This window comes from Qipengyuania atrilutea (assembly GCF_013370205.1).
Classification (GTDB): domain Bacteria; phylum Pseudomonadota; class Alphaproteobacteria; order Sphingomonadales; family Sphingomonadaceae; genus Actirhodobacter; species Actirhodobacter atriluteus.
In genome coordinates, this window is the sequence record NZ_JABWGV010000006.1 from 85,715 (window position 1) to 105,384 (window position 19,670).

Sequence of the window (19,670 nt, forward strand, 5' to 3'; positions counted from 1 at the left end):
CTCCTTCCGATGGAAGGGCTCGTAGCAAGTCGGCCCGGTTGCTGCGGTGCTACTGCGACAAGGGATGGGTCTGGCGCTGCCAGGAACGCACTGGTGCGACGAAAGCCGCTATCGGCACGACCGCCGGTCAGCTCACCTTGCCTTGCAGTCTTGCGAGCACCTCCTTGCTGTAGCTCGGGCCGACCGGGACCACGGCACCGTCGCGCAGCGCCAGGGCGATAAGGCCCTTGCCCAGACGCCGAACCTCGCTCACTAGGGCCGGGTTGACGAAGGTGGAGCGGTGCACCCGTATCAGTTGGGCGGGATCGATCATCTGTTCGAGCCTGCTCATCGAGATGCGATGAAGATAGCTTCGCAGGGCCGTGTGCAGCATGACATAGTCCTTGGCCGCCTCGATCCAGTCAATGTCCTCGATCGCGACGCGCACCGTCGCGCCGCCTGCGACCGGAACCCACAATTCACGCACATAGCCGGGATCGGCCCGGCCCGTCTGTCCAGCCTCTGCGGGATCGAACTGTGCAGAATTGCGCAGCCGATATCGCCGGATCGCCCGGGTCATCGCCTGCCGCAGACGATCGAGCCGCACGGGCTTGAGCAGATAGTCCGCAGCCTCTACCTCGAACGCATCGGGGGCATAGTGCTCGAACGCGGTGATGAAGATGATCTCCGGCCGGGTCTCGATCGGCAGGTCTGCAGCCAGCGCCATGCCGCTGCGCCCGGGCATCTGGATGTCGAGCAGCACCACATCCGGTTTCAGCCGCTCGATCGCCTCGGCCGCGCCATCGGCATCGTGGGCGACGCCGACGATCTCGGCCCCCTCGATATCCTGAAAGAAGGTCGTTAGACGTTCGATGGCGAGATCTTCATCGTCGACGAGGAGGACGGAAAGGCTCATGCCGCCTCCCCGCGCACGGCCTGCAGGTTGCCGAGGGGCAGCCGGATAGCGGCGACGAAACCGCATTCGCCCGCAGTGGTGATCAGAGCGGCCCGCGCGCCGTAGAGACCTTCGAGGCGCTCGCGCACATTGCGCAACCCGACCCCGGTCGTGGGCACAGGGTCGGCATCTTGCCGTGCCACTCCATCGTCTTCGACCGACAGGTGCAGGAAATCGCCGTCCACTTCCGCTCGTATGGTGATCGTCACCTTTCGCCGGGTTCGGGCCACGCCGTACTTTACCGCGTTCTCGACCAAGGGCTGCATGATGAAACTCGGTATCTCGATGTCCCGCACAACGGGCTCGCAAACGAACTCCACTTCCAGCCGGTCCCCGAAACGGCTGCTCTCGACCTCGAGATAGGATTGCAGCATCGTTAGTTCCTCGTCGACCGTGGTGAGCGATCCGGTGTCGCTCGTCAGCGTATTGCGCAGGAAGCCGGACAGCCGCGATAGCATCTCCTCGGCCTGCGCGTTGCGTCGATTGACGACGAGCGAAGAGACCGCGTTGAGCGTGTTGAACAGAAAGTGCGGATTGAGCTGGTAGCGCAGCGCCGCGAGCCGGGCGGCCTCGGCTGCGGCCCGCGCCTCCCCGGCTGCGGCGCGCGCTTCGATCAGCTGTCGCTCCCGCATCCGGGCGATGTCGTTGGTCTGCAGCACGGCATAGACCGCCCCGAGAAGCGCGAACTGCCAGGTGAAGGCCGAGAAGTTGTTGGTCATCCGCATCCAGAAGCCCGGGCGACCCGCGTCATGGCGGAACAATTCGGCAAGCAGGCCGGCAAACGCTGCATCGAGGAACGCGAGCGTCGCCGAGGCGAGCGCGATGGCGGCCACCATGACAAGAATACGCCGGGTGACCACAGCTTGGCGCACCCGCCATGCAACGGCGAGCAGGATCACGGACAGGCAGACGCCAGCGACGCAAACCAGCGCCATGGTGGCGAGATAATAGGCGTTCACGACCTCGCCGACGAAATGCGCGGGAAGCACGTAGAGTAGGCCTGACAAGATCCAGATAAGGATGGTCAGCCTCAGCGCCTGGGATGTGGTTCGGGACAGGATCATAGAAGTCTCGCCGCGGTTGCGTTTCGGGCCTGCTTTAGCCTGCCTTGCAAAGGAAAGCGTCCCGCCCCGTCGCATCGTTGGCGGCATTAGGCGATTGGCGCAGCTTGGCGCGAAGTCCCGCTTCGTCGTGCCCACGTCCGCCTTCGTCGCGATCGAGCCCGCCCCGGCGCATGACCATCGTGTTCCGGCGAGCAAGCGTAGATCGGCCAATCAGGACGGGGGATGAAGGCGACAACCAGCACGGAGCATTCCATGTCGTCACCTATCTCAATCCCCCTCCCGGGCAGGCCGGTCGTTTTCGCCATCTTCCTGGCACTGGCGCCCGCGGCTCCGGCCGTAGCGCAAGATCTGCCCGTAATCGCGCAAGCAGACGAGGCGAAGATCCGCGAACGGCTGCACGATTATATCGACGGCCAGCTGGAAGGGAATGCGCCCCGGGTCGCGCGTGCGCTTCACCCCGATCTCGCCAAGCGTGCGGCCTTGCCGGGCACGGAACGCGAATCCTTTCCCCTTCGACGGATGACGGCAGACGAGCTGATAGCGCTCACAGTACGCGGCGAACTCAAGCAGCCGCGCCGACTGTGGGACCGTACCGTCACGCTCGTCTATCACGATAACGAGGTGGCCATCGCCCGGATAGATACGCCGTGGTTTTCGGACCACCTCCAGCTCGCTCGCTTCGGCAAGGACTGGCTGATCGTCAACGCGCTGTGGGTCCCCAAGCGCGCCCGGAAGGACACCCAATGAACCGGATCGCTTTGCTCATTACATTAGCGGCGACCACCTTCGCCGCCCCGGCGCTCGCGGAAGAGCCGCTGGAGGTGCTGTCAAATGGACTGCCCATCGGCGAAGTCATGATCGAGGAGCACGGCCCCTATCGGTTCATCGTCGATACTGGTGCCAGCAATACCAACATCCTGCCGCAGCTGCGCTCAGCGCTTCCCGATGTGGGTGAACCCGTTTCCTCGCAGTCGCTCGAGGGGGCCGGTGGCGCGGCGCAGGTGGAGGCGGTCAAGCTCTCGAGCGTGACGGTGCAGGGCCGCACACATACCGATATGCTCGCATTCCTCCTACCCCCGGGGCCGGTGGACGCGCTTGAGGTCGACGGTGTCCTGGGCGCCGACATCCTTTCGCAATATGTGCTCGAGATCGATGTTCCAAACCGGACATGGTCGCTTGCCGAAAGGCCTTCCTCGGCGTTCGAGGCGAGGACCATCGCGCCGATACCGATCCACATAGACGAAGCGGGGGCGCCGATTGTCACTGTTGCGATCGGCGGTTGGAGCATGAGTGCGCTGGTCGATACCGGCGCGCGGGGCACCGTACTGAACTGGGCGGCGGCGCGCCTGCTCGGCTTCGCCCCGGAAGACCCTGCTCTTGCAACCGCCGGTGCAGCAAAGGGAGCGACCGTACAATCGGGAACGCTGCTCAAAAGCACCATCGTTCCGGAAGTCCGCATCGGTGATTGCAGCTGGACTAATGCAAAGGTGCGCATCGGGGACCTGCCGATCTTCCAGGTTATCGGGTTTGCCGACACGCCGGCGCTTATCCTGGGGATGGATGCCTTCGCCGACCGGCGTTTCGCGATCGATCATCCGCGCAAGCACATTCTTATCGCGCATCCTCAAATGCAGGATGCAGCCGAACTTGCGGGTCCTTAAACTTGGGCCTTGGATCCGAGAGTTGCGGAGTTTCTTTCTTCCACTCGATGGCGTCCAAGCGTCAACTTTCGTGATTTCCTTTTGGTCTGGCGAACAGCTGAAAGGAGGGCGCATTGCAGAACGGCAGAGAATGGGCCGGTTTCGGACTGTCCGCTTTTGGAAAAATTTTGCCCAAAGCGGCCTCTCGACAAGATATTGCGAGTACATGTGTAGGTTTGGCTTGAGCGCTTGCCTGCGAGCATCTAGCGTACCGATCCGTAGAGAATACTGGTTGCCCGACCAATTTTGGCAGTAAATGCCGCTCGACGCACAGTCCAAACCAACGAAAACGCGGTCTGGTTCGGAGTTTGGCGATCTATGAACGGAATCTCACGCAAAGTCCTTTAAACTTACCTTTTCTCCGGCTTCAATTAGCCGCCGCTTCGGCCACCAGAATTGGCAAGCGATGGGATGGTTTAAAAACCGAAGGTCAATTGAACGAATGAAGAATATAAAAATAGTAATTGTTCTGCTTTTTTGTCTTTTATATTCAACTGGAGCAATATGGAGCTATATCGAAAGGACCAGTGACAAGAAAACACAGCCAGCCACGCTTGCTGAAGCTGAAGACAACGTGCTTCGTGACCCGTCCGATTGGCGAGCGTTGGAAAACCTCGGTAAATTGTTATGGAAGGATGGCAGCCGCCGTAAAGCTCTAAAAGCTTTCCAACTAGCAGCAGATGCTAATCCTCGTGCATCATATTCGCAGATAGTTCTTGGCGATCACGCTGAGAAGCAAGAAAATTATAATGACGCCATGTATCATTATGAGTTCGTGTTGCAACAACGACCGGAGCCACGGTCTATTACAAAGATTTTAGAAAGTATTGAGAAAACTGTGGCTGGAAGACGTGCATTGCGTGAGGCTATTCGCAATAAACCTAACTGGGCGAATTCATTTTTCAGGCCCGAAGATGACTACGTATTGGCAAGGCGCGCGAAATACTTAGGTGAGGAGAAAGAAAATGATTGGGGCTGTCAAACAATAACGCCGATCGTTCACGCACTAATGCAAAGGGAATGGCGCGCTGAAGCAGAAGCAGTTTTTTACAACCAATGCCAGCGTTCACTCACAAAATCACCAATAGTCGACATGAACTTTACTCGCGTTGGGGGCGAAGATGATCCCATCGTTGGCTGGCGCAGAATTCCGACCGGAGACGTTCTGATCTCGCAACGCGAGAAAGGTTTCGTATTTTCCAATCGCGCGCCTGCTCCCCGCCCCATCCTTACTCAGCCGATCAATTTGAATGCAGGACGTTATACAATTAACTTTTCTGACGAGGAATTGTTTGCTGCAACGGTGAGCTGTGGATCCCTGACCGCGAAAGCTCCTCAGCCCTTTAGAGCGAATCCCGTAACCGTTCCTGCGCGAGCGTGTCGGGATTTGGCGCTCATTGTTTGGCTAGATGCCAATGCAGTCGATGCAAAATTAAATAATATTAGCATAAGCAAGACTGAATGAGACAGGAACTAACTATCGCAAGCCCCCTGAAGTGGCAGCTGCTACACGCTAAATATACTACACAACAACCATTATCACATAAGACCTAGTCGATATTTTCTCGCTATATGAATATAACAGACCAAAGATTTAAACTCTGCTACCACATCACTCAATAACGCTTATAAGGACACAGCCTCATTTATTATAGATCAGCTAAGAAGCAACCGAACGTACAGCTTGATAACGCAAAGCAGTTAAGCTTAGAGTTTAAGATGTAAATGACGTGTTGAATTAGCGGGTCAAACTGAGGTAGCCGACGATGCGCTCTAAGCGATTACGCTACTGGTATCGTGTCGACATACTCCATCAGACACAACGCTCGCCTAAGTAGAACGTCGAATTTTATCTCTTCAGCCCGGACTATCATTCCGCAACGGCGGAAAGACGAAATCTGGATCGTTTATAATATCTATCGGGTCGCGCGTTACCGGATCGAGAAGCCTTGGAGGTGACTCATTTGATGAAGAATTCTGCTCATTACTAGACACTGCAGCGATCGTACCGGCCGCAGCAGCGCCAGAACCTCCCGCAATTGCCGCACCGAGCCCAGAAGGTAAAGCCGCGAATTCGTCTGTCCCAATGGCTGGATTGTTACATCCATTTTCGCGCGCCCACGTAAGGAAATCATTCCAATTGTAGAATTCCTGTTCGTCGGTGTTCTCTGCGTAGACGTATTCCGCCCCAGCGTACTTCCAATCCGCAGCAGCATTCCCCGCTTCCAAGAAAGTTCGGTATTCGTCAAGCAGGCCGGTACACTGCCAAAATCTTGGTGGTGGCAGTGCATCTCTAGACGGGGTCCACTCAACAAAGGTAATAGAGTTGGACGCAGCCTTAGTATCCTGCGGCGCATTCCCCCCTACAATTTCTCGAACTACGAAACTCGCGGCGAGAGCGCCTGAACTGATAGACAGGACCAACAGTACATATCCATAGACCTTGTACGATTGCATCAGTTATCTCCAACTCAGCGATAGTGCTCTTCCTATTGCTATTGCTATTGCATCGGGGCTTCAAAAAGCAAACTTCGTTGATGTGTTATCGGCCAATGCATGAGACCCGGAGAAAGCACCGGCTGAAATCGTATTGCCACAACCTTAAATCAAAGGACTTTATCAAGCACGTCTCGCAATCTACCGGCAATTTGCACACCCACCTTTTCGTCATCGGCCGTTGCTGCATGAATTGCAACGAGAGTCAATCTTTCGCCGTCAAAGGTAACAATGGGAGCGCCGCTCGCACCTGGTCCCGACCAACAATTATGTAGGGTTACGAGCGAGTTTTCACTCTCTTTCGTCGGATCACAGTGCTCGCTTACGAACAGAGATTTGAAATTATCAAACTCCACGGCGAACCCAACCAAGTCGTACTTTATGTTCGGATCGTAATACGTTGTTTTGGCTCCCAACTCTAATGGTATTGCCGAGCGAGGGACAGGCATCGCCAAGCGAAGCACTGCCCAGTCCACTGCGCGAGTGACATTTAACAGATCCAAACCCCCTCCGCGCTCTAAAATTGAGAATTTAGAGCGGAAGACGGCGTATCCCTTTTTGTCGATTAAGCGAAATTCGCATTTGCCGACATCCACTTCATAAGAACGCCCGCGCTGAATATTGAAATGCGCGACAGTAAGTACGGTTAATCGGTCACTTAAAACGCTGCCGGTGGAAACGTATTGGCGCCCCCGGTCACCACAAACAATTTGCCCTATGCCCGCCGCTCTATAGCTGTTTTCTCGCACGTTAAGCAAGGTTTGCGCATGCGCAGTGTTGCTGTTCAGTAGCATCAGGCCAAGCAGACGCAGGCCGTAACGCGACATTAGCCGCGCGGCTATTTTTCTAATCATCAAATTTCCTTAGCTCTGGCGATCAAAAGCATCAGAATGCGTTGGCAAGGATGAAACGCTGATCGCTTAATTCGTATTGCCGTAATTGAGGCAAAGACTCGGTTGACGCAGGTCCGAAGGTTCAGATGATCTTCCGCCATCGTTGGGAAGGCTTAAAGTGACTAGTAGACACCTCAAAATCCTAGAGCAGAGTCGACTGCTAAGAGAACGGCTTTCCATTCCCGGTAAGAACTCTTGTCGGTGGAACGGCTCGGCTGAAGTTCTTGCAATTTACGTAAACAAGCGCTTCGCATCGCGGCAAGATCTGCGGGAGCCATAGCCAAAAGATCAATTTGTTTTAAAGTGCCAGCTACATACATTTTTAAATACTCCAGTTAAACAGCGAGTAAAGCTGACATTTGTTCAATGCGTAAGGGGTTCGGTGCTATGAAACCGAAGCGGTCACCATCTGCCCACTTCAGGGTAGCGGCTTCGATTTCGTTCGGCCCGACTTTGAGGGTTGCGAGCGTGCCTGGTTCAAGCGCATCTTGCAGCAGCACGCAAAATCCGCGCTGAGATACATTCAAAAGTTCACCGCTCTCTCGAATGCCTCTGATGTAGACTTCAGCGGCGCGGGACGTCGGGATCCGAACTGATCTGTAATTGAATGGCTTCCGCTCTGAATTTTCGTATTTGCCGCGAAGATCTTCTACGCCGAACCGGTGGCCCTTTACCCATGTAACGACAGCATCATAGAAACTCTCGTTTCCCCACCGGTAGCGCAGAGGCTGACCTTCCTTAAGATGAAGATCACCTTCAAACCCCGCCCCCAGTTCGGAGCAATCTCGGATCAGTGCGGCGTAATTTTGGCTTTCAATCTCGATGCACGCCGGCTGAAACATCGTTCGCTTACGGCCAGATAGCCTTCGTTCTTCCACAAATTTCCTCCACATGGCTTTATCGCAGGCCAATTGACGTTCTCGTCGATCGGATGGCTGTGGATAATGGAGGAAAATCGTGCTGGCGGTGAGTTTGAAGCAGCGGTTGCAACGTTGCGGTAGTGGCAAACTGCTGACTCAAAGGCTTTTTTTGGATTTCACATGCAACGTTGCTGCAACGAAGTTACGGAGCGTTAACAATCCAAGTCTATTTGAAAGACCAAGATTTTAATCAGAGTCGTAGGCAATTAGGGTCGCACCATGCATTACGGAGAGGGTTTGGCCGATGAGATCGCGGAGATTTTGTGTAGTCCGATTTTCGTCAGAGCACCACGCCAAGCTGAATTACTGCGATATTTGGGCGAACGCGCTCAAGGCTCTACGACGCGGATAACGCAATACGATATCGCTGTCGAAGCGCTTGGAAAGGATGAAACATTCGACGAGAGCTCGGATAGCTATGTCCGCTCATCAATGTCCCGGCTGCGAAAATCCCTGAAAAGCTATTACAGCGAGCACCTGCCAAAAAGAGATCTGTGTGTCTTTAACAAGCCTGGAGAGTACTTTCTTCGAATGGCTGAACTGCACACGGCGTACCCGGAATTCGTGGGTGGTCATCCTAGTGCGTTAAAGGCTGCGCATTCGACAGAGCATCATCGGTGGCTTGAACATGCCGACACTCAAACGGCAATGACTTCGGTTGCGAAGAAGAGAGCCGCACTGCCACAACATTCATTGCAACAACCTTGCGCTACTGTTTCCCTTGGTGCCGAGATTGCAGAAGACAAATCAGCAATTCCCCGATTTCGCATGTTTGTTCGCAGCGGCGTACTTTTGTCGGTAATTCTCTTGAGCGGAATTCTCGTTACTATCCTGCAAAGTTCAGAAAAGATTACTGCGTCGAGCGGCATAGGACAGTCTTTACCGTCCGTAGGCTTTGCCGTAATGACTCTCGGTTCAGATGAATTTAAGGAAAGTCATAGCGGACTACAGGGTGCGGTTCGAAACGATCTGACCCAAATTATTGCAAGTTCGTTCATCAGCCAGCGTGCTGCTAGCGCTGCTGCGACAAGCGATTATAAAATCGAAGTAGTGCTACAACGCAGTCTTGGGGAAGAAGATGAAGCTTCTCTAATGCTTACCAATCAGGCAGGGAAAATCTTGTACGAACGTCGAATTATTCTGACTGGTAATCATAGCCAAGACAGGCAATTAATATACGATAATATTGTAGGGTTCGTTTCACCCGCGGGGCAATTAAGTAAAGATTTAGCAAGACGCATTCCGCCGCGCAGCCGAAATGATTTTGAATGTTTTGTCTTAAGTGAAAACTCGAACGCTAAAGGTCTACTTACCGCCGACGTCGTAAGAACATGTTTGAGCGAATATCCCGATTCTCCCTATTATCCTTACTTTCTTGCTCGAAAAATCTGGATGAACATTCAGAAGCGAGCAACAGATGGAATGGCGGTTGAAGTCGATAGTTCAATCTGGCGTGAGGTCGGTCAAGCGGTCAACGACTATCCAGAAAATCCGTATCTCAATTTTCTTGCTGCGAAGGTTTTAACGGCACGCGGAGAGTGTGATGTAGCCAAACCGTTTGCTGATCGAGCGCTCGAAAATGCGAAAAGTTTTCCAGCTCTAGAACTTGCACTCATTATTGAAACTTATGGATGTGATAGCAACGACGCGCTCGAGCCGCAGCGTGCAAACCGCATTCAGCAGTTGGTTCATGCGCACCCTCTTCCGGATGATCTTTTCAAACTCTATATGTTCTTAGCGCTTATTACGGCAGAACAGTCCCCTTCTGCTGAACTAATGGCCTTAGACAGTTTCGATCATCGATCAGCATCCAACTTTGAAGAAGTTAATTCGCTATTAGCAAATACTTTCTCGCGTCCTCTTAACAAGTCCGAGCATCAAAGGTTAAGGCGATCCCTGCCTGCGTTTGTTTTCAGCAAAAGGGTTAGAGATCTAGTTCTGAACCGCGCAAGGGGTGGTCATGAATTTCAATCGAGCCTTCGTATTATATCAGATGTCTAGATAGACCTGACTTTACGTGGAGATTTAAGCAGATTTCAATCAGAATGCATTAAACAGGCGCTATCTCTTGTAGAAGTGAAGTCGCATGGTCAGCACAAAGTCCGTATCGCCTGCTTTCCGCTCGTCTATCTTGGCAATAGCGTTCGTCTTCGTGCCGCTTTCGTTGCTGGGCGTTCATTTCTTGATTGCGCAGGAGTTCGAAGAGGTGCGCAAGCTGCGTGCCACCGCGGAACGTACGGTTGATACGCGCGATCTGCTGGGTCAGCTGCTGACGCTTCATCTCGATGTCGAGACTAGCGTGCGCGGATACGTCTTGACCAGCAATCCCGACTTTCTGGGTCCTTATCTGGCTGCTGTTCCGCGGCGCGACGAGGCATTTGCGAGCCTCCGCGCCGGAAGCGACCGAAACCGGCTTGCAAAGCTCGACGCACTGATAACGGCATCGGAACGCCAGCTGCGCAATGCCGCGAAGAACGCGACCGACGTCAGCGACGGTAACGCGGAACTGGCTCGACGCCGCATTGCGCTTGGGCATGGCCGCGCGATGATGGACGAGATCCGCGCACTCATTGCCGAGATGGACGCGGAAGAAACTGCTCGGCTCGTCGAACAAACCAGCGCGGCAGCAGCATCCCGGGAGCACGTACAGTACACCGTTACTTTGCTTTTGCTTGGGTTAGCGGTCCTGCTTGCTCTTGTTACCTTGCTTGTCGGGGGTTCAATACGGCAGCGGCGACAAGCCTTGGCAAGGGTGGAGCAACTAGCCGTTCGCCAACGGACAATGTTTGATGGCGCGGTGGACGGAATGCTCTGGTTGGACGCGGAGGGCAACATTGTGCGAATGAACCCCAGCATCAGCCGTATGTTCGGATATTCCGAGGCCGAATTGCTCAGAAAGCATAATCTCGTTCTGATGGCGCATGTTTTCTCTCCCGATGCCTCGCGCGCATGGCTCGCGTCGGTCGATGTTGCCGGGGCCGACGGTGCCGGACGAAAACAGGAATTCGTCGGAAAGCGCTGCGACGGATCGACCTTCGAAACAGAAGTCGCGATCAGCCGCGTCGAAGATGCTGGTAGCGACGATAACAACACGAACTACGTTGCCTCGATCCGCGACATCTCTGCGCGCAAGCAGGCGGAGCGGATGAAAACCGAGTTCGTCTCGACTGTCAGCCACGAACTGCGGACGCCTCTTACCTCGATCGGCGGGTCGCTCGGCCTCGTCATGGGCGGAGCGGCAGGACCGCTCGAAGAAAAGACGCGCCGCCTCATCGGCATTGCACACAGCAATTGCGAACGCCTTATTCGCCTCATCAACGACATTCTCGATATCGAGAAGATCGAATCCGGCAAAATGGAGTTCGACATCCGCCGCATGCAGCTCGGCCCTTTGATCCGCCAGACATGCGAGGCCATGACCGGGTTCGCCGAGCAGCACAGCGTTACCATCAAAACCACTATGGCTCCGTGGCCGCTTTGTGTGATGGGCGACCCTGACCGCCTGGAGCAGCTGCTCACGAACCTTCTGTCGAATGCAATCAAACACTCGCCCGAGGGCGCGGAGGTCGAGATCGTCTGCACGCAGAACGCGGGTCTTTCGCGCATCGAAATATGCGATCGCGGTGCGGGCATTCCGCCAGCTTTCCGGGGCCGTATCTTCGGCAAGTTTGCCATGGCCGATGCCTCTGACAGCCGCGCCAAGGGGGGCACGGGACTTGGCCTGTCGATTGCCCGCGAAATCGCTCGGCGTCATGGCGGAGAAATCGGCTTTGCGGACCGCGAGGGCGGCGGAACCAAGTTCTACCTCGACTTGCCGTTGGCAATGGCGCAGGAGATCGGGACGGAGCAACTCGATGCAGACCTCCCGCTCGTACTGCATCTCGACGACGATGCGGATTGCCTGAGTGTCGTCGCCAGCGCTCTTGGCGGCCGAGCAATCATCGTACCGGCCCACACCTTGCGCGATGCCAGAGCGGCAACCGCGAAAGAACAACTCTCAGCGGTGATCGTCGACATCGGTCTTGGCGGGGAAAGCGGTCTCGATTTCGTGCGCGAATGCCGGCAAACCCATCCGCACTTACCGATCGTACTGTTCACCGCCATCGACGATGCCCGGCATAACGAAGGAGCCGATCGCGTACTCGTGAAAAGCCGCGCATCGATTGTGGATCTTTCCGACACGGTCATGGCGCTGATCGAACGGCGCGACAGGCAGGCCGCGTGATGCGAGTGCTGTATGTCGACGATGAACCGGACATTCGCGAGATCGCCGAAATGGCGCTGTCTCTCGATAGCGATTTCGAAGTGCGCACGGCCTCGTCAGGAATGGAAGCCTTGCGCATAATCGAGCAGTGGCCGCCGGACGTTGCACTGTTTGACGTGATGATGCCGGAAATGGACGGACCGAGGCTGCTGTCGCACGTAAGGCAGATGGATACGATAGCCGCGCTTCCGGTTATCTTCGTGACTGCACGCGCCCAGCGAAGCGATATGCACAGTTTCGCGACGCTGGATGCGACCGGTGTGATCGCGAAACCATTCGATCCAATGACGCTGGCGCAGCGTGTGCGCGAGTTGCTTTAATCGTGGACCATCTTCGCGCGAAGATGGACGCGCTCTCAGCCCGGTTCGCCGGGCAGGCCGAGCAGCATCGAGCGGAGCTTGCCGAGGCGTGCAAAGCACGGGACTGCGACGCTGTCATCGTGAAGGCGCATAAACTGGCAGGAATTGCGCCGATGTTCGGATACACCGACATCGGGGAAGCGGCGCTGGCGTTGGAGGAGGCCGCGGAAAGCGGCGAGGTTTACGATGCCGAAGCTGCACGCCTGGACTCGCTTCTTGCGGACCTCCAGGCTTAGCTGGTCGAGAACCCCTTACGCGTCATATTTCCCCAGCTTTGCTGTTTGCGGACGAACTGCCACCAGCCCTGCAGCCGCCACACGTTCGAAAGCTGGCGATAGCCGAAGTTCTCTATGATCGCGATGCCGGCGAGGATCGCCAGTTCTCTCGCTTTGGGAAAGCGGCGCAGTTGTATTTCTTCGAGCACGAGCGTTGCGATCGAAAGAAAGATTCCGAGCGTGAACGTCACGGCGAGAAAGGCGAGCAGCCACGGCAGGGCCAGTAGCCCGATGCCCCACAGAAGCGGGACAAGAATGTAGCCCAGAACTTCGAGCAGCGGACCGAGTACATCGACCAGCAGGATATGGCCGAAACCGATTATCCCGATGCGCCCGTAGCGCGGATTGAACAGCATCCGCTTGTGCTTTGCGAAACATTCGAGCGAGCCCCGCTGCCAGCGTGCGCGTTGCCGACCGAGGATCGAGAGACTTTCCGGACACTCGGTCCAGCAAACCGGCTCGGCAATGAAATCGATCCGGTAATCCTGCCCGCGCTCACGCATCAGGCGGTGCAGCTTGATGACGAGTTCCATGTCCTCGCCAACGGTTCCGTGGCTGTATCCGCCGACTTCCACCACGTGTCGGCGGCGGAACAGGCCGAACGCACCGGAAATGACAGTCAGCGCCTGCATCTTGCTAAGCCCGACGCGGGCCATGAGAAAGGCGCGCAGATACTCGACGATCTGGACCAGCGCGAGGAAGTTGCGCGGAAGCCGGATATCCGTGATGCGGCCGGAATCGACCTTGCATCCGTTCGCGATGCGAATCGTGCCGCCGGCGGCAATAGTAAGATCGGGTTGATCGATGAAGGGCCTGACGACGCGGAGCAAGGCATCGGATTCGAGGATCGAGTCCGCATCGATCGCGCAGAACAGCGCGGTACGGCAGCAGTTGATGCCCGCGTTGAGAGCATCCGATTTACCGCCGTTTTCCTTGTCCAGCACCAACAGGCGCGGCAGTTTCGGGGAGGCGTAGAAACCGCGGATCGGCGCGTGACTGACCCCCGCATCCACGTATCGGTCGACCGGCATCAGGTCAAATTCGGCGATCAGGCGGGCGAGCGTCCCGTCCTTCGATCCGTCGTTAATAACGATGACTTCGAAATCGGGATATTGCAGTGCCAGCAGGCTGCGCGTGCTCTCCACTATGGAAAGTTCTTCGTTGTAAGCGGGCGCGAGCACCGAGATGGCAGGGGCTTGCTCCGAATACCGCCGCCACAAGCTCGCGCTGCGCAGAACTGGCGGCCGCGTTCCGAGCGCCGCACCGGCATAAAGAAGAAGCACGAAGTAGAAAACGGTCTGCAGCAGCCCCGTCACGATGACCACGCTGGCAATCGTTTCGGCGCTGGCGACCATCCAGTCTCGCGGACTTGCGATATCGAAACTGTTCATGCCGCCTTGCCCTCCCGCAGCATCTTCGTCGCAGTGCCAGCCACAAGCACGTCGTCGCTAGCACTGGCCGCGCGAAGTACCTGGATGCCGCGCGGCCCAAGGCGAAGCAGTGCTTCGCTGGCTCGGTATCGTACCCAGTAGTTGCTATCGTCGAGGAGGTCCCCAAGTCGGTCTGCTGCCTGAAGGATGCCTGCCTTGCCCGCCGCTTCGGCGGCGGCCACCCGGACGGTCCAATTGTCGCTTTGCATTCCTTCGATGATCGCTTTGGCGGCAGCCGGATGGCCCGTACGCCCTAATGCCCTGAACAGTCTCGGTTGCACATCGGATTCGTCGATGCTTTTGCGCGCCATGTAGGTCAGCAGTGGCGCATACTCCCCACCGCGTTGAGCGAGGGCATCGATAGCAGCGACCTTGGCACGCTGTGATAAGTCCTTTTCGAACAGGAGCCCAGCAACGGCCTCGACGTCGGTTTCTGCCAGGTCTGCAATCAGCGATACCAGCAGAAGCGAGTTTTCTTCCTGACCCGCGCTCAGCTTTCTCAGCAAGGTTAGTGGAGGCGGAGCCGCGCTTCGTTGTGCTAGCGCTAGGGCTGCGCCGAGGCGTACGTCAGGGTTGCGGTCGTCCAGCGCCTTCAACGACTCCGCCTGGCAATCGTTAAACATGGAAAGTGCTTCAATTGCGGATAGCCGAACTTGCGCCGACAACGACCGCATGCGTTTGGAAAGATAGGCCGGCACGCCGAGCGCCGCCGCCCGAGCGAGAAGCTCTTCGCGTTCGCTACCCCGCGTCATTTCCGCAAGCTCGACCGACAGTTCGGCTGCGACTTCAAGGTTGACTCCTGAAAGGCGTTCAAGCTTCGCGGTATCGCCGTCCAGTAGAAGCGGTAGCAGACGCGTGCGAGCCGCCCCGCGCCTGCCGGTTGAACGCGTAGCCGCCAGTCGCGCGAACAGCAGTAAGAGTAATGCCAGCGCGGCAAAAAGGCAGAGCGCCAAGGACAACTCCCACAACGAACGCAGCGCAGTCATAGCGAAACCTTGAAGCCGACGCGCCCTTCCGTTCGGTCCGGACCCACCGCACGCCATTCCTGAGCAATGCTGCCCGAAAGCGAAATCGAGTCCGTAACCGGGAACTCCCCGCCGCCGTATAAACTCGTCGTATCACGCACTTCGCCGAGATCGGTTTCCGGTCCGGTCGCGAAGCCGGCGAAAATCCGGCTACGGCTGTCGGCGAAGTAGTCGCCCTGCAGCGACCCACCGACAAGTATGTCCGCTCCGTCGGCGGCTACCGCTCGTGCATGAACCGCAAGCGCATAGCGACCGCCCCCGAAATACTGGGTGACGCCAGGCCTGAAGCTCCACACGGTTTGCGGCGGAAATTGTTGGTATGCGGTGTCGAACGAGCCGATCGTATGTTTGGCGATGCGGAAGTCTATCCCGGCAGTAAGGCTGTGCTCGGGCCGGAAGGCCGCCGACGGGGTAAATGACCCGCCGAGCCGGAGCCAGACGGCATCGTCGGCCCGGTGCGACGCGAGCACGCCAAACTCGGTATCGCGCGTTTCGAAGCGTTCGTACCACGTACCGCGAGCGTCGATGGTCGTGCGCGCGTTCAGGGGAACTGAAGCGGCAATGCCGAACTCGCGCCAATCGTTCTGGCCCCCCTTTAGTTTGCTTAGCGCTCCTTCTATCTGGATGAAGGCTCTGCGCGCCTCCATCGCAGACGCGCGACGCTGTGCAACGCGCTCCAGACCCTGGCTTGCATCGGCATATTCCGGCGCGAGCGTGAGCACGCGGGCGAATGCCTGCTCCGCTTCGTCAATCCGCCCGATCGCAAGCAGCGCGTAGCCGTATTGCACCAGTGCGTCGGTATCGCCGGAGTGGGCAGTCAGCCACTCTTCGAAAAGCTGAGCGGCGGCGGCCGGTTGGCCGGCATGGCGCGCCGTCACCGCGCGCTCATAAGCTGTAGCTTGAGCCAGAACCGGTGCGTGAGCCAGGAACAGCGTGGCGCAGCCGCCAAAAAGGAGCGCGCGCATCAAGTGCGTTTCAGAAGCCTAGCGAGGCGGGCAAACAGTTCTTCGGGCATGAAAGGTTTAACGAGGTAATCGTTGGCGCCGATTTCGAGCGCGCTGACGATATCCTTTTCGCCCCGGCGCGCGGTAAGCATAATCACCGGCGTATCGGCATGCTTTGCGCTGGCGCGCATCTGCCGCAGGACTTCGAACCCGTCGTGAACCGGCATCATGGCATCGAGGACGACGGCGTCCGGATCCGAATCTTCAAGCCGCGCCAACGCCTCGCGCCCGTCGGCAGCCGAAATGGAAGAATAGTCGCGCTGCGAGAGCCGCGCTTCCAGCAGTTCCCGCATCATCGGTTCATCGTCTGCGATCAATATCTTGTACATTGTTTCCGACCAGCGTTTCGCTGATCAGGAGGCTAGTTCAGTATGGTAAAGATCCGTTGAACGTTTTGCGGAAATTTGGCGCAGCGGTCTGACCGCTAACGGCGGCAATCTTGTTCAGCGAATGAGCGAAGTTAGGCAGCTGGCATCTTTGGCATTAGATCGATGAAGGAACGAGTAAAACTAGCATACCGAGCAAAAAGGAACGACAAGAGACAGATACCGTCACGTAGCGGCCTAGCGCCCAATCCTTTATGAACGTCACCTTTCGGGGTGCGGCTAAGTAAACTTTAACGACCGAATTTGGGGCGCAAAGCTGACAATCAGCGACGGATTGAACCGCGGCAGCCAACTTTGCGATTTGCGTGGAAGCGTCAACGAAAAAGACGACTTCGGTTGTTTGCTGGCCTTCAGTTAGTGAACTAACTGTCAATGCGAGGGCGCTGTGATCCCTCGTGAATATATCAATTCTTATGCAGAGATGGCCGATCAGTTCGCGGTCAAAATCGTCCGCGATGCTCGAACTGCAACACGAGTTCTTTAGAAGGAGGAAAGGGTTCCAGAAAGCGTTCGACTTGTGCCGCCAATCGAGCATCCATGCGGTCATGGAGACCAATGACAGCATCGCCGCCTTCGAAGAAATGACCCCTCCGGAACTTCGCGTGGCATGGCGCAACAGGTTCGGGAGACCAGCACCGCCAGCTCTAGGCTTGGCTCTCATGAGACGATCCTTGGCCGCAAAGCTACAGGAGGCTGACGCTGGCAAACTGACCCAGGCTGAGCTGCGACGGCTTGGCGCATTGGGCCGCAGGGATAAGCGCCGAAAGGAAGGTCGTGTGTCGACCGAAGCCAAGCCTGGCACGTGGCTCTCAAGAACATGGCATGGTGAGGTACACGAGGTCGTCGTACTGGAAAGCGGCTGTGAGTATCGCGGACAGACGTTCGGCTCGCTCACGGCGGTCGCCAATCACATAACCGGGGCAAAGTGGTCTGGACCACGCTTCTTCGGTTTGCACAGCCCTCGGCTGGAAGAGTTGAAGGTCGCTGCTGGTGCCTAGGATTCAAAAAAAACTTCGCTGCGCGATCTACACCCGCAAGTCGACCGATGAGGGTCTGGACAAGGACTTCAACAGCCTTGACGCCCAGCGTGAGGCTTGCGCGGCCTATGTGATGAGTCAGCAGCACGAAGGATGGACGCTGGTGCCCGAGCTATATGACGACGGCGGTCATTCAGGCGGGACTATAGAACGACCAGCGTTGCAAGAGCTTCTCGCAGACGTCCGGGCAGGCAAGGTCGATGTCGTCGTAGTCTACAAGATCGACCGGCTTACTCGTAGCCTCGCCGATTTTGCCAAGATCGTCGATGTCCTCGACGAGGCCGAGGCTTCCTTCGTCAGTGTCACGCAGGCATTTTCCACCACCAGCTCAATGGGCAGGCTTACGCTCAACGTTCTGCTGTCCTTCGCCCAGTTCGAGCGCGAGGTCGGAGCCGAACGGATCCGGGACAAGGTTGCCGCATCCAAGGCTAAAGGCATGTGGATGGGCGGCAGCGTTCCGCTTGGCTATAAGGCAATTGATCGCAAGCTCGTCGTTATTCCCGAAGAGGCCGAGACTGTGCGCGAGATCATGCGCCGCTACCTTGGAGCGGTTTCAATCAAGGCGCTGGTCGAAGAGCTTGCTCGCGACGGGATCGTAAGCAAGCGGCATGTGTCGAAACGTGGCAGGATAAGCGGCGGCAACACCATCAAACGGGGCGCGCTCAAGCACCTCCTGTCCAACCCCATCTATGTTGGCCAGGTCCGGCACAAGGAAAAGACATTTACCGGCCAACATGATGCGATTGTCGATCGAGAGACTTTTGAGGCTGTCCAAACGAAGCTCAGGGATCGGACATCGCACGGCTCATCTGCAGGGCCTAAGCGTCGGTTGGCGTTGCTAGCGGGAATGATTTTCGACGACCGAGGTCGCCCGATGTCCCCCACGCATACGAAAAACCACGGGCGACGCTATACCTACTATGCGTCGAACATGAATGACAATGCCGAGACGCTCGCCTTGAGGCTGCCTGCCAGCGAAATCGAGCAATCGATCCGAAAAGCAATTGCAAGCTGGCTTAAGAGCAGTGCCAATATTCGGGAATTGACGACATCGAAGTCTGCTGCCGAAAAGAAAATGGCTTTCGAGGCAGCGGAGCAGCTGGCGGCCAACATTGAGCAACTGCCTGTAAGCAAGGCTAGCGAGATCCTCGCCCGACTGCAGCTTCGCGTAGTCGTCAGCGAGGAAAAGATTGAAGGCGCATTCGCACCGCCACCTGCGCTTGGCCTCGCTGATGCCGAGATCAATCAAGCAGCCGAAGCGAAGTTCAGTATTGCGCTTGATCGGCAGAACTATGGTCACGAAGCTCGCATGCGCCTGCAGCCATCGGAGCCAAATGGGCTCAGCAAGGATAACCGGCTCGTCGAACTGCTCGGACGGGCGTTCGCGGCTCGGGAAGAACTGATCGACATGGACGAAGAAGCAGTCCGGTCGACTAGGACAACCAGGCTACGCCACCTTCAGCGACTTGCGAGGCTGAGCTATCTCGATCCCACAATCATTCGCAGTATCCTTGTTGGGAATCAACCCAAGGCCCTCAGCGCCCGCAGCTTGTGGCGGATGGGCGACCTGCCGGTATGCTTTGCCAATCAACGCGAAGCGCTCGGCTTTTCCAACCTCTAAAATTCACGCAGTAGGTCACCAAATCGACCCGGGAGAACTCCGCCTATTTCCGCCGCGAATTGGTGGGTCACTGCGTCTCCACTTCCGTTACCGCATCTCTTCGCTTGCGCAAAGCCCCGGAAGTGCGGGCGCAAAATCCATCGCCTTTATCAAGGCAGCGGAATTGCTGGTTTGTTTGGAATAGGTGGTGAGCCCTGCTGGGTTACTCAAGGGTCTGACGATCTCGACACCATCTTCGACCGTTTGCAGCGTTTGATCGGGA

Annotated in this window: 19 protein-coding genes; 9 read left to right on the forward strand and 10 right to left on the reverse strand. The window is 56.7% G+C overall.

Features of this window, described 5'->3' with window-relative positions:
* Positions 1-127: 127 nt before the first annotated feature.
* The 3 genes from HUV48_RS12980 to HUV48_RS12990 are packed head-to-tail and all read right to left on the reverse strand — an operon-like array spanning position 128 to position 2,176.
* Positions 128-895 carry a LytR/AlgR family response regulator transcription factor gene (locus tag HUV48_RS12980; RefSeq protein ID WP_176268228.1) on the reverse strand — a complete coding sequence of 256 codons (768 nt, stop codon included), beginning with the start codon at positions 893-895 and terminating at the stop codon, positions 128-130.
* Entirely contained in the window at positions 892-1,998 is a 1,107-nt protein-coding gene (locus HUV48_RS12985) for a sensor histidine kinase (RefSeq protein ID WP_176268229.1), read from the reverse strand. Before HUV48_RS12985 ends, HUV48_RS12980 begins: the two co-directional genes overlap by 4 nt.
* Before the next feature lie 34 nt (positions 1,999-2,032).
* A complete protein-coding gene (locus HUV48_RS12990) occupies positions 2,033-2,176 on the reverse strand; it encodes a hypothetical protein (protein ID WP_176268230.1) in 144 nt (47 codons plus the stop codon).
* A 74-nt stretch (positions 2,177-2,250) separates the two neighbouring features.
* On the opposite strand from HUV48_RS12990, the gene HUV48_RS12995 reads away from it, so the two are divergent.
* The 3 genes from HUV48_RS12995 to HUV48_RS13005 all read left to right on the forward strand — a co-directional run bounded on the left by HUV48_RS12995 (position 2,251) and on the right by HUV48_RS13005 (position 5,163).
* Positions 2,251-2,745 (forward strand): nuclear transport factor 2 family protein, encoded by a 495-nt coding sequence (locus HUV48_RS12995; protein ID WP_176268231.1) that lies wholly within the window; start codon positions 2,251-2,253, stop codon positions 2,743-2,745.
* On the forward strand, positions 2,742-3,659 hold the full coding sequence (locus HUV48_RS13000; RefSeq protein WP_176268232.1) for an aspartyl protease family protein: 918 nt from the start codon (positions 2,742-2,744) through the stop codon (positions 3,657-3,659). The genes HUV48_RS12995 and HUV48_RS13000 overlap by 4 nt, the downstream gene beginning before the upstream one ends.
* A gap of 481 nt (positions 3,660-4,140) precedes the next feature.
* Positions 4,141-5,163: a tetratricopeptide repeat protein gene (locus HUV48_RS13005; protein ID WP_176268233.1), complete on the forward strand. Its 1,023-nt coding sequence runs from the start codon at positions 4,141-4,143 to the stop codon at positions 5,161-5,163.
* Between the two features lie 392 nt (positions 5,164-5,555).
* Here the strand turns inward: HUV48_RS13005 and HUV48_RS13010 are convergent, their stop codons facing one another.
* The 3 genes from HUV48_RS13010 to HUV48_RS13020 form a co-directional block, all read right to left on the reverse strand.
* Positions 5,556-6,155 (reverse strand): hypothetical protein, encoded by a 600-nt coding sequence (locus HUV48_RS13010; protein ID WP_176268234.1) that lies wholly within the window; start codon positions 6,153-6,155, stop codon positions 5,556-5,558.
* A gap of 149 nt (positions 6,156-6,304) precedes the next feature.
* Positions 6,305-7,048 carry a trypsin-like serine peptidase gene (locus HUV48_RS13015; protein ID WP_176268235.1) on the reverse strand — a complete coding sequence of 248 codons (744 nt, stop codon included), beginning with the start codon at positions 7,046-7,048 and terminating at the stop codon, positions 6,305-6,307.
* A gap of 374 nt (positions 7,049-7,422) precedes the next feature.
* Positions 7,423-7,929, reverse strand: a complete 507-nt coding sequence (locus HUV48_RS13020; protein WP_217906824.1) for a hypothetical protein — start codon at positions 7,927-7,929, stop codon at positions 7,423-7,425.
* A gap of 315 nt (positions 7,930-8,244) precedes the next feature.
* On the opposite strand from HUV48_RS13020, the gene HUV48_RS13025 reads away from it, so the two are divergent.
* The 4 genes from HUV48_RS13025 (at position 8,245) to HUV48_RS13040 (ending at position 12,866) form a co-directional block, all read left to right on the forward strand.
* Positions 8,245-10,008, forward strand: a complete 1,764-nt coding sequence (locus tag HUV48_RS13025) for a hypothetical protein (protein ID WP_176268237.1) — start codon at positions 8,245-8,247, stop codon at positions 10,006-10,008.
* Positions 10,009-10,138: 130 nt separating this feature from the next.
* Positions 10,139-12,232 (forward strand): ATP-binding protein, encoded by a 2,094-nt coding sequence (locus HUV48_RS13030; protein WP_176268238.1) that lies wholly within the window; start codon positions 10,139-10,141, stop codon positions 12,230-12,232.
* A complete protein-coding gene (locus HUV48_RS13035) occupies positions 12,232-12,591 on the forward strand; it encodes a response regulator (protein WP_176268255.1) in 360 nt (119 codons plus the stop codon). The genes HUV48_RS13030 and HUV48_RS13035 overlap by 1 nt, the downstream gene beginning before the upstream one ends.
* Before the next feature lie 2 nt (positions 12,592-12,593).
* Entirely contained in the window at positions 12,594-12,866 is a 273-nt protein-coding gene (locus tag HUV48_RS13040) for an Hpt domain-containing protein (RefSeq protein ID WP_176268239.1), read from the forward strand.
* Here HUV48_RS13040 and HUV48_RS13045 read toward each other — a convergent pair.
* The 4 genes from HUV48_RS13045 to HUV48_RS13060 are packed head-to-tail and all read right to left on the reverse strand — an operon-like array spanning position 12,863 to position 16,693.
* Positions 12,863-14,296 (reverse strand): glycosyltransferase family 2 protein, encoded by a 1,434-nt coding sequence (locus tag HUV48_RS13045; RefSeq protein ID WP_217906825.1) that lies wholly within the window; start codon positions 14,294-14,296, stop codon positions 12,863-12,865. The two genes, HUV48_RS13040 and HUV48_RS13045, sit on opposite strands and share 4 nt — an antisense overlap.
* A complete protein-coding gene (locus tag HUV48_RS13050) occupies positions 14,293-15,321 on the reverse strand; it encodes a HEAT repeat domain-containing protein (protein ID WP_176268240.1) in 1,029 nt (342 codons plus the stop codon). The genes HUV48_RS13045 and HUV48_RS13050 overlap by 4 nt, the downstream gene beginning before the upstream one ends.
* Positions 15,318-16,325, reverse strand: a complete 1,008-nt coding sequence (locus HUV48_RS13055; RefSeq protein WP_176268241.1) for a YaiO family outer membrane beta-barrel protein — start codon at positions 16,323-16,325, stop codon at positions 15,318-15,320. The genes HUV48_RS13050 and HUV48_RS13055 overlap by 4 nt, the downstream gene beginning before the upstream one ends.
* Positions 16,325-16,693 carry a response regulator transcription factor gene (locus HUV48_RS13060; RefSeq protein ID WP_176268242.1) on the reverse strand — a complete coding sequence of 123 codons (369 nt, stop codon included), beginning with the start codon at positions 16,691-16,693 and terminating at the stop codon, positions 16,325-16,327. Before HUV48_RS13060 ends, HUV48_RS13055 begins: the two co-directional genes overlap by 1 nt.
* Positions 16,694-17,205: 512 nt before the next feature.
* Here HUV48_RS13060 and HUV48_RS13065 point away from each other — a divergent pair.
* Both HUV48_RS13065 and HUV48_RS13070 read left to right on the forward strand, forming a co-directional pair.
* Positions 17,206-17,748: a DUF2924 domain-containing protein gene (locus HUV48_RS13065; RefSeq protein ID WP_176268243.1), complete on the forward strand. Its 543-nt coding sequence runs from the start codon at positions 17,206-17,208 to the stop codon at positions 17,746-17,748.
* Positions 17,741-19,408, forward strand: coding sequence for a recombinase family protein (locus tag HUV48_RS13070; protein ID WP_176268244.1), 1,668 nt, complete (start codon positions 17,741-17,743; stop codon positions 19,406-19,408). Before HUV48_RS13065 ends, HUV48_RS13070 begins: the two co-directional genes overlap by 8 nt.
* Positions 19,409-19,670: the final 262 nt, after the last annotated feature.

What these genes read in the sequence shown, in the direction of transcription:
- HUV48_RS13050 (WP_176268240.1), bottom strand. Translation starts at nt 15,321, where the DNA reads ATGACTGCGCTGCGTTCGTTGTGGGAGTTGTCCTTGGCGCTCTGCCTT.
- HUV48_RS13005 (WP_176268233.1), top strand. Translation starts at nt 4,141, where the DNA reads ATGAAGAATATAAAAATAGTAATTGTTCTGCTTTTTTGTCTTTTATAT.
- HUV48_RS12980 (WP_176268228.1), bottom strand. Translation starts at nt 895, where the DNA reads ATGAGCCTTTCCGTCCTCCTCGTCGACGATGAAGATCTCGCCATCGAA.
- HUV48_RS13060 (WP_176268242.1), bottom strand. Translation starts at nt 16,693, where the DNA reads ATGTACAAGATATTGATCGCAGACGATGAACCGATGATGCGGGAACTG.
- HUV48_RS13000 (WP_176268232.1), top strand. Translation starts at nt 2,742, where the DNA reads ATGAACCGGATCGCTTTGCTCATTACATTAGCGGCGACCACCTTCGCC.
- HUV48_RS12990 (WP_176268230.1), bottom strand. Translation starts at nt 2,176, where the DNA reads ATGGTCATGCGCCGGGGCGGGCTCGATCGCGACGAAGGCGGACGTGGG.
- HUV48_RS13055 (WP_176268241.1), bottom strand. Translation starts at nt 16,325, where the DNA reads ATGCGCGCGCTCCTTTTTGGCGGCTGCGCCACGCTGTTCCTGGCTCAC.
- HUV48_RS13045 (WP_217906825.1), bottom strand. Translation starts at nt 14,296, where the DNA reads ATGAACAGTTTCGATATCGCAAGTCCGCGAGACTGGATGGTCGCCAGC.
- HUV48_RS13035 (WP_176268255.1), top strand. Translation starts at nt 12,232, where the DNA reads ATGCGAGTGCTGTATGTCGACGATGAACCGGACATTCGCGAGATCGCC.
- HUV48_RS13065 (WP_176268243.1), top strand. Translation starts at nt 17,206, where the DNA reads ATGCTCGAACTGCAACACGAGTTCTTTAGAAGGAGGAAAGGGTTCCAG.
- HUV48_RS13010 (WP_176268234.1), bottom strand. Translation starts at nt 6,155, where the DNA reads ATGCAATCGTACAAGGTCTATGGATATGTACTGTTGGTCCTGTCTATC.
- HUV48_RS12985 (WP_176268229.1), bottom strand. Translation starts at nt 1,998, where the DNA reads ATGATCCTGTCCCGAACCACATCCCAGGCGCTGAGGCTGACCATCCTT.
- HUV48_RS13020 (WP_217906824.1), bottom strand. Translation starts at nt 7,929, where the DNA reads ATGTTTCAGCCGGCGTGCATCGAGATTGAAAGCCAAAATTACGCCGCA.
- HUV48_RS13015 (WP_176268235.1), bottom strand. Translation starts at nt 7,048, where the DNA reads ATGATTAGAAAAATAGCCGCGCGGCTAATGTCGCGTTACGGCCTGCGT.
- HUV48_RS12995 (WP_176268231.1), top strand. Translation starts at nt 2,251, where the DNA reads ATGTCGTCACCTATCTCAATCCCCCTCCCGGGCAGGCCGGTCGTTTTC.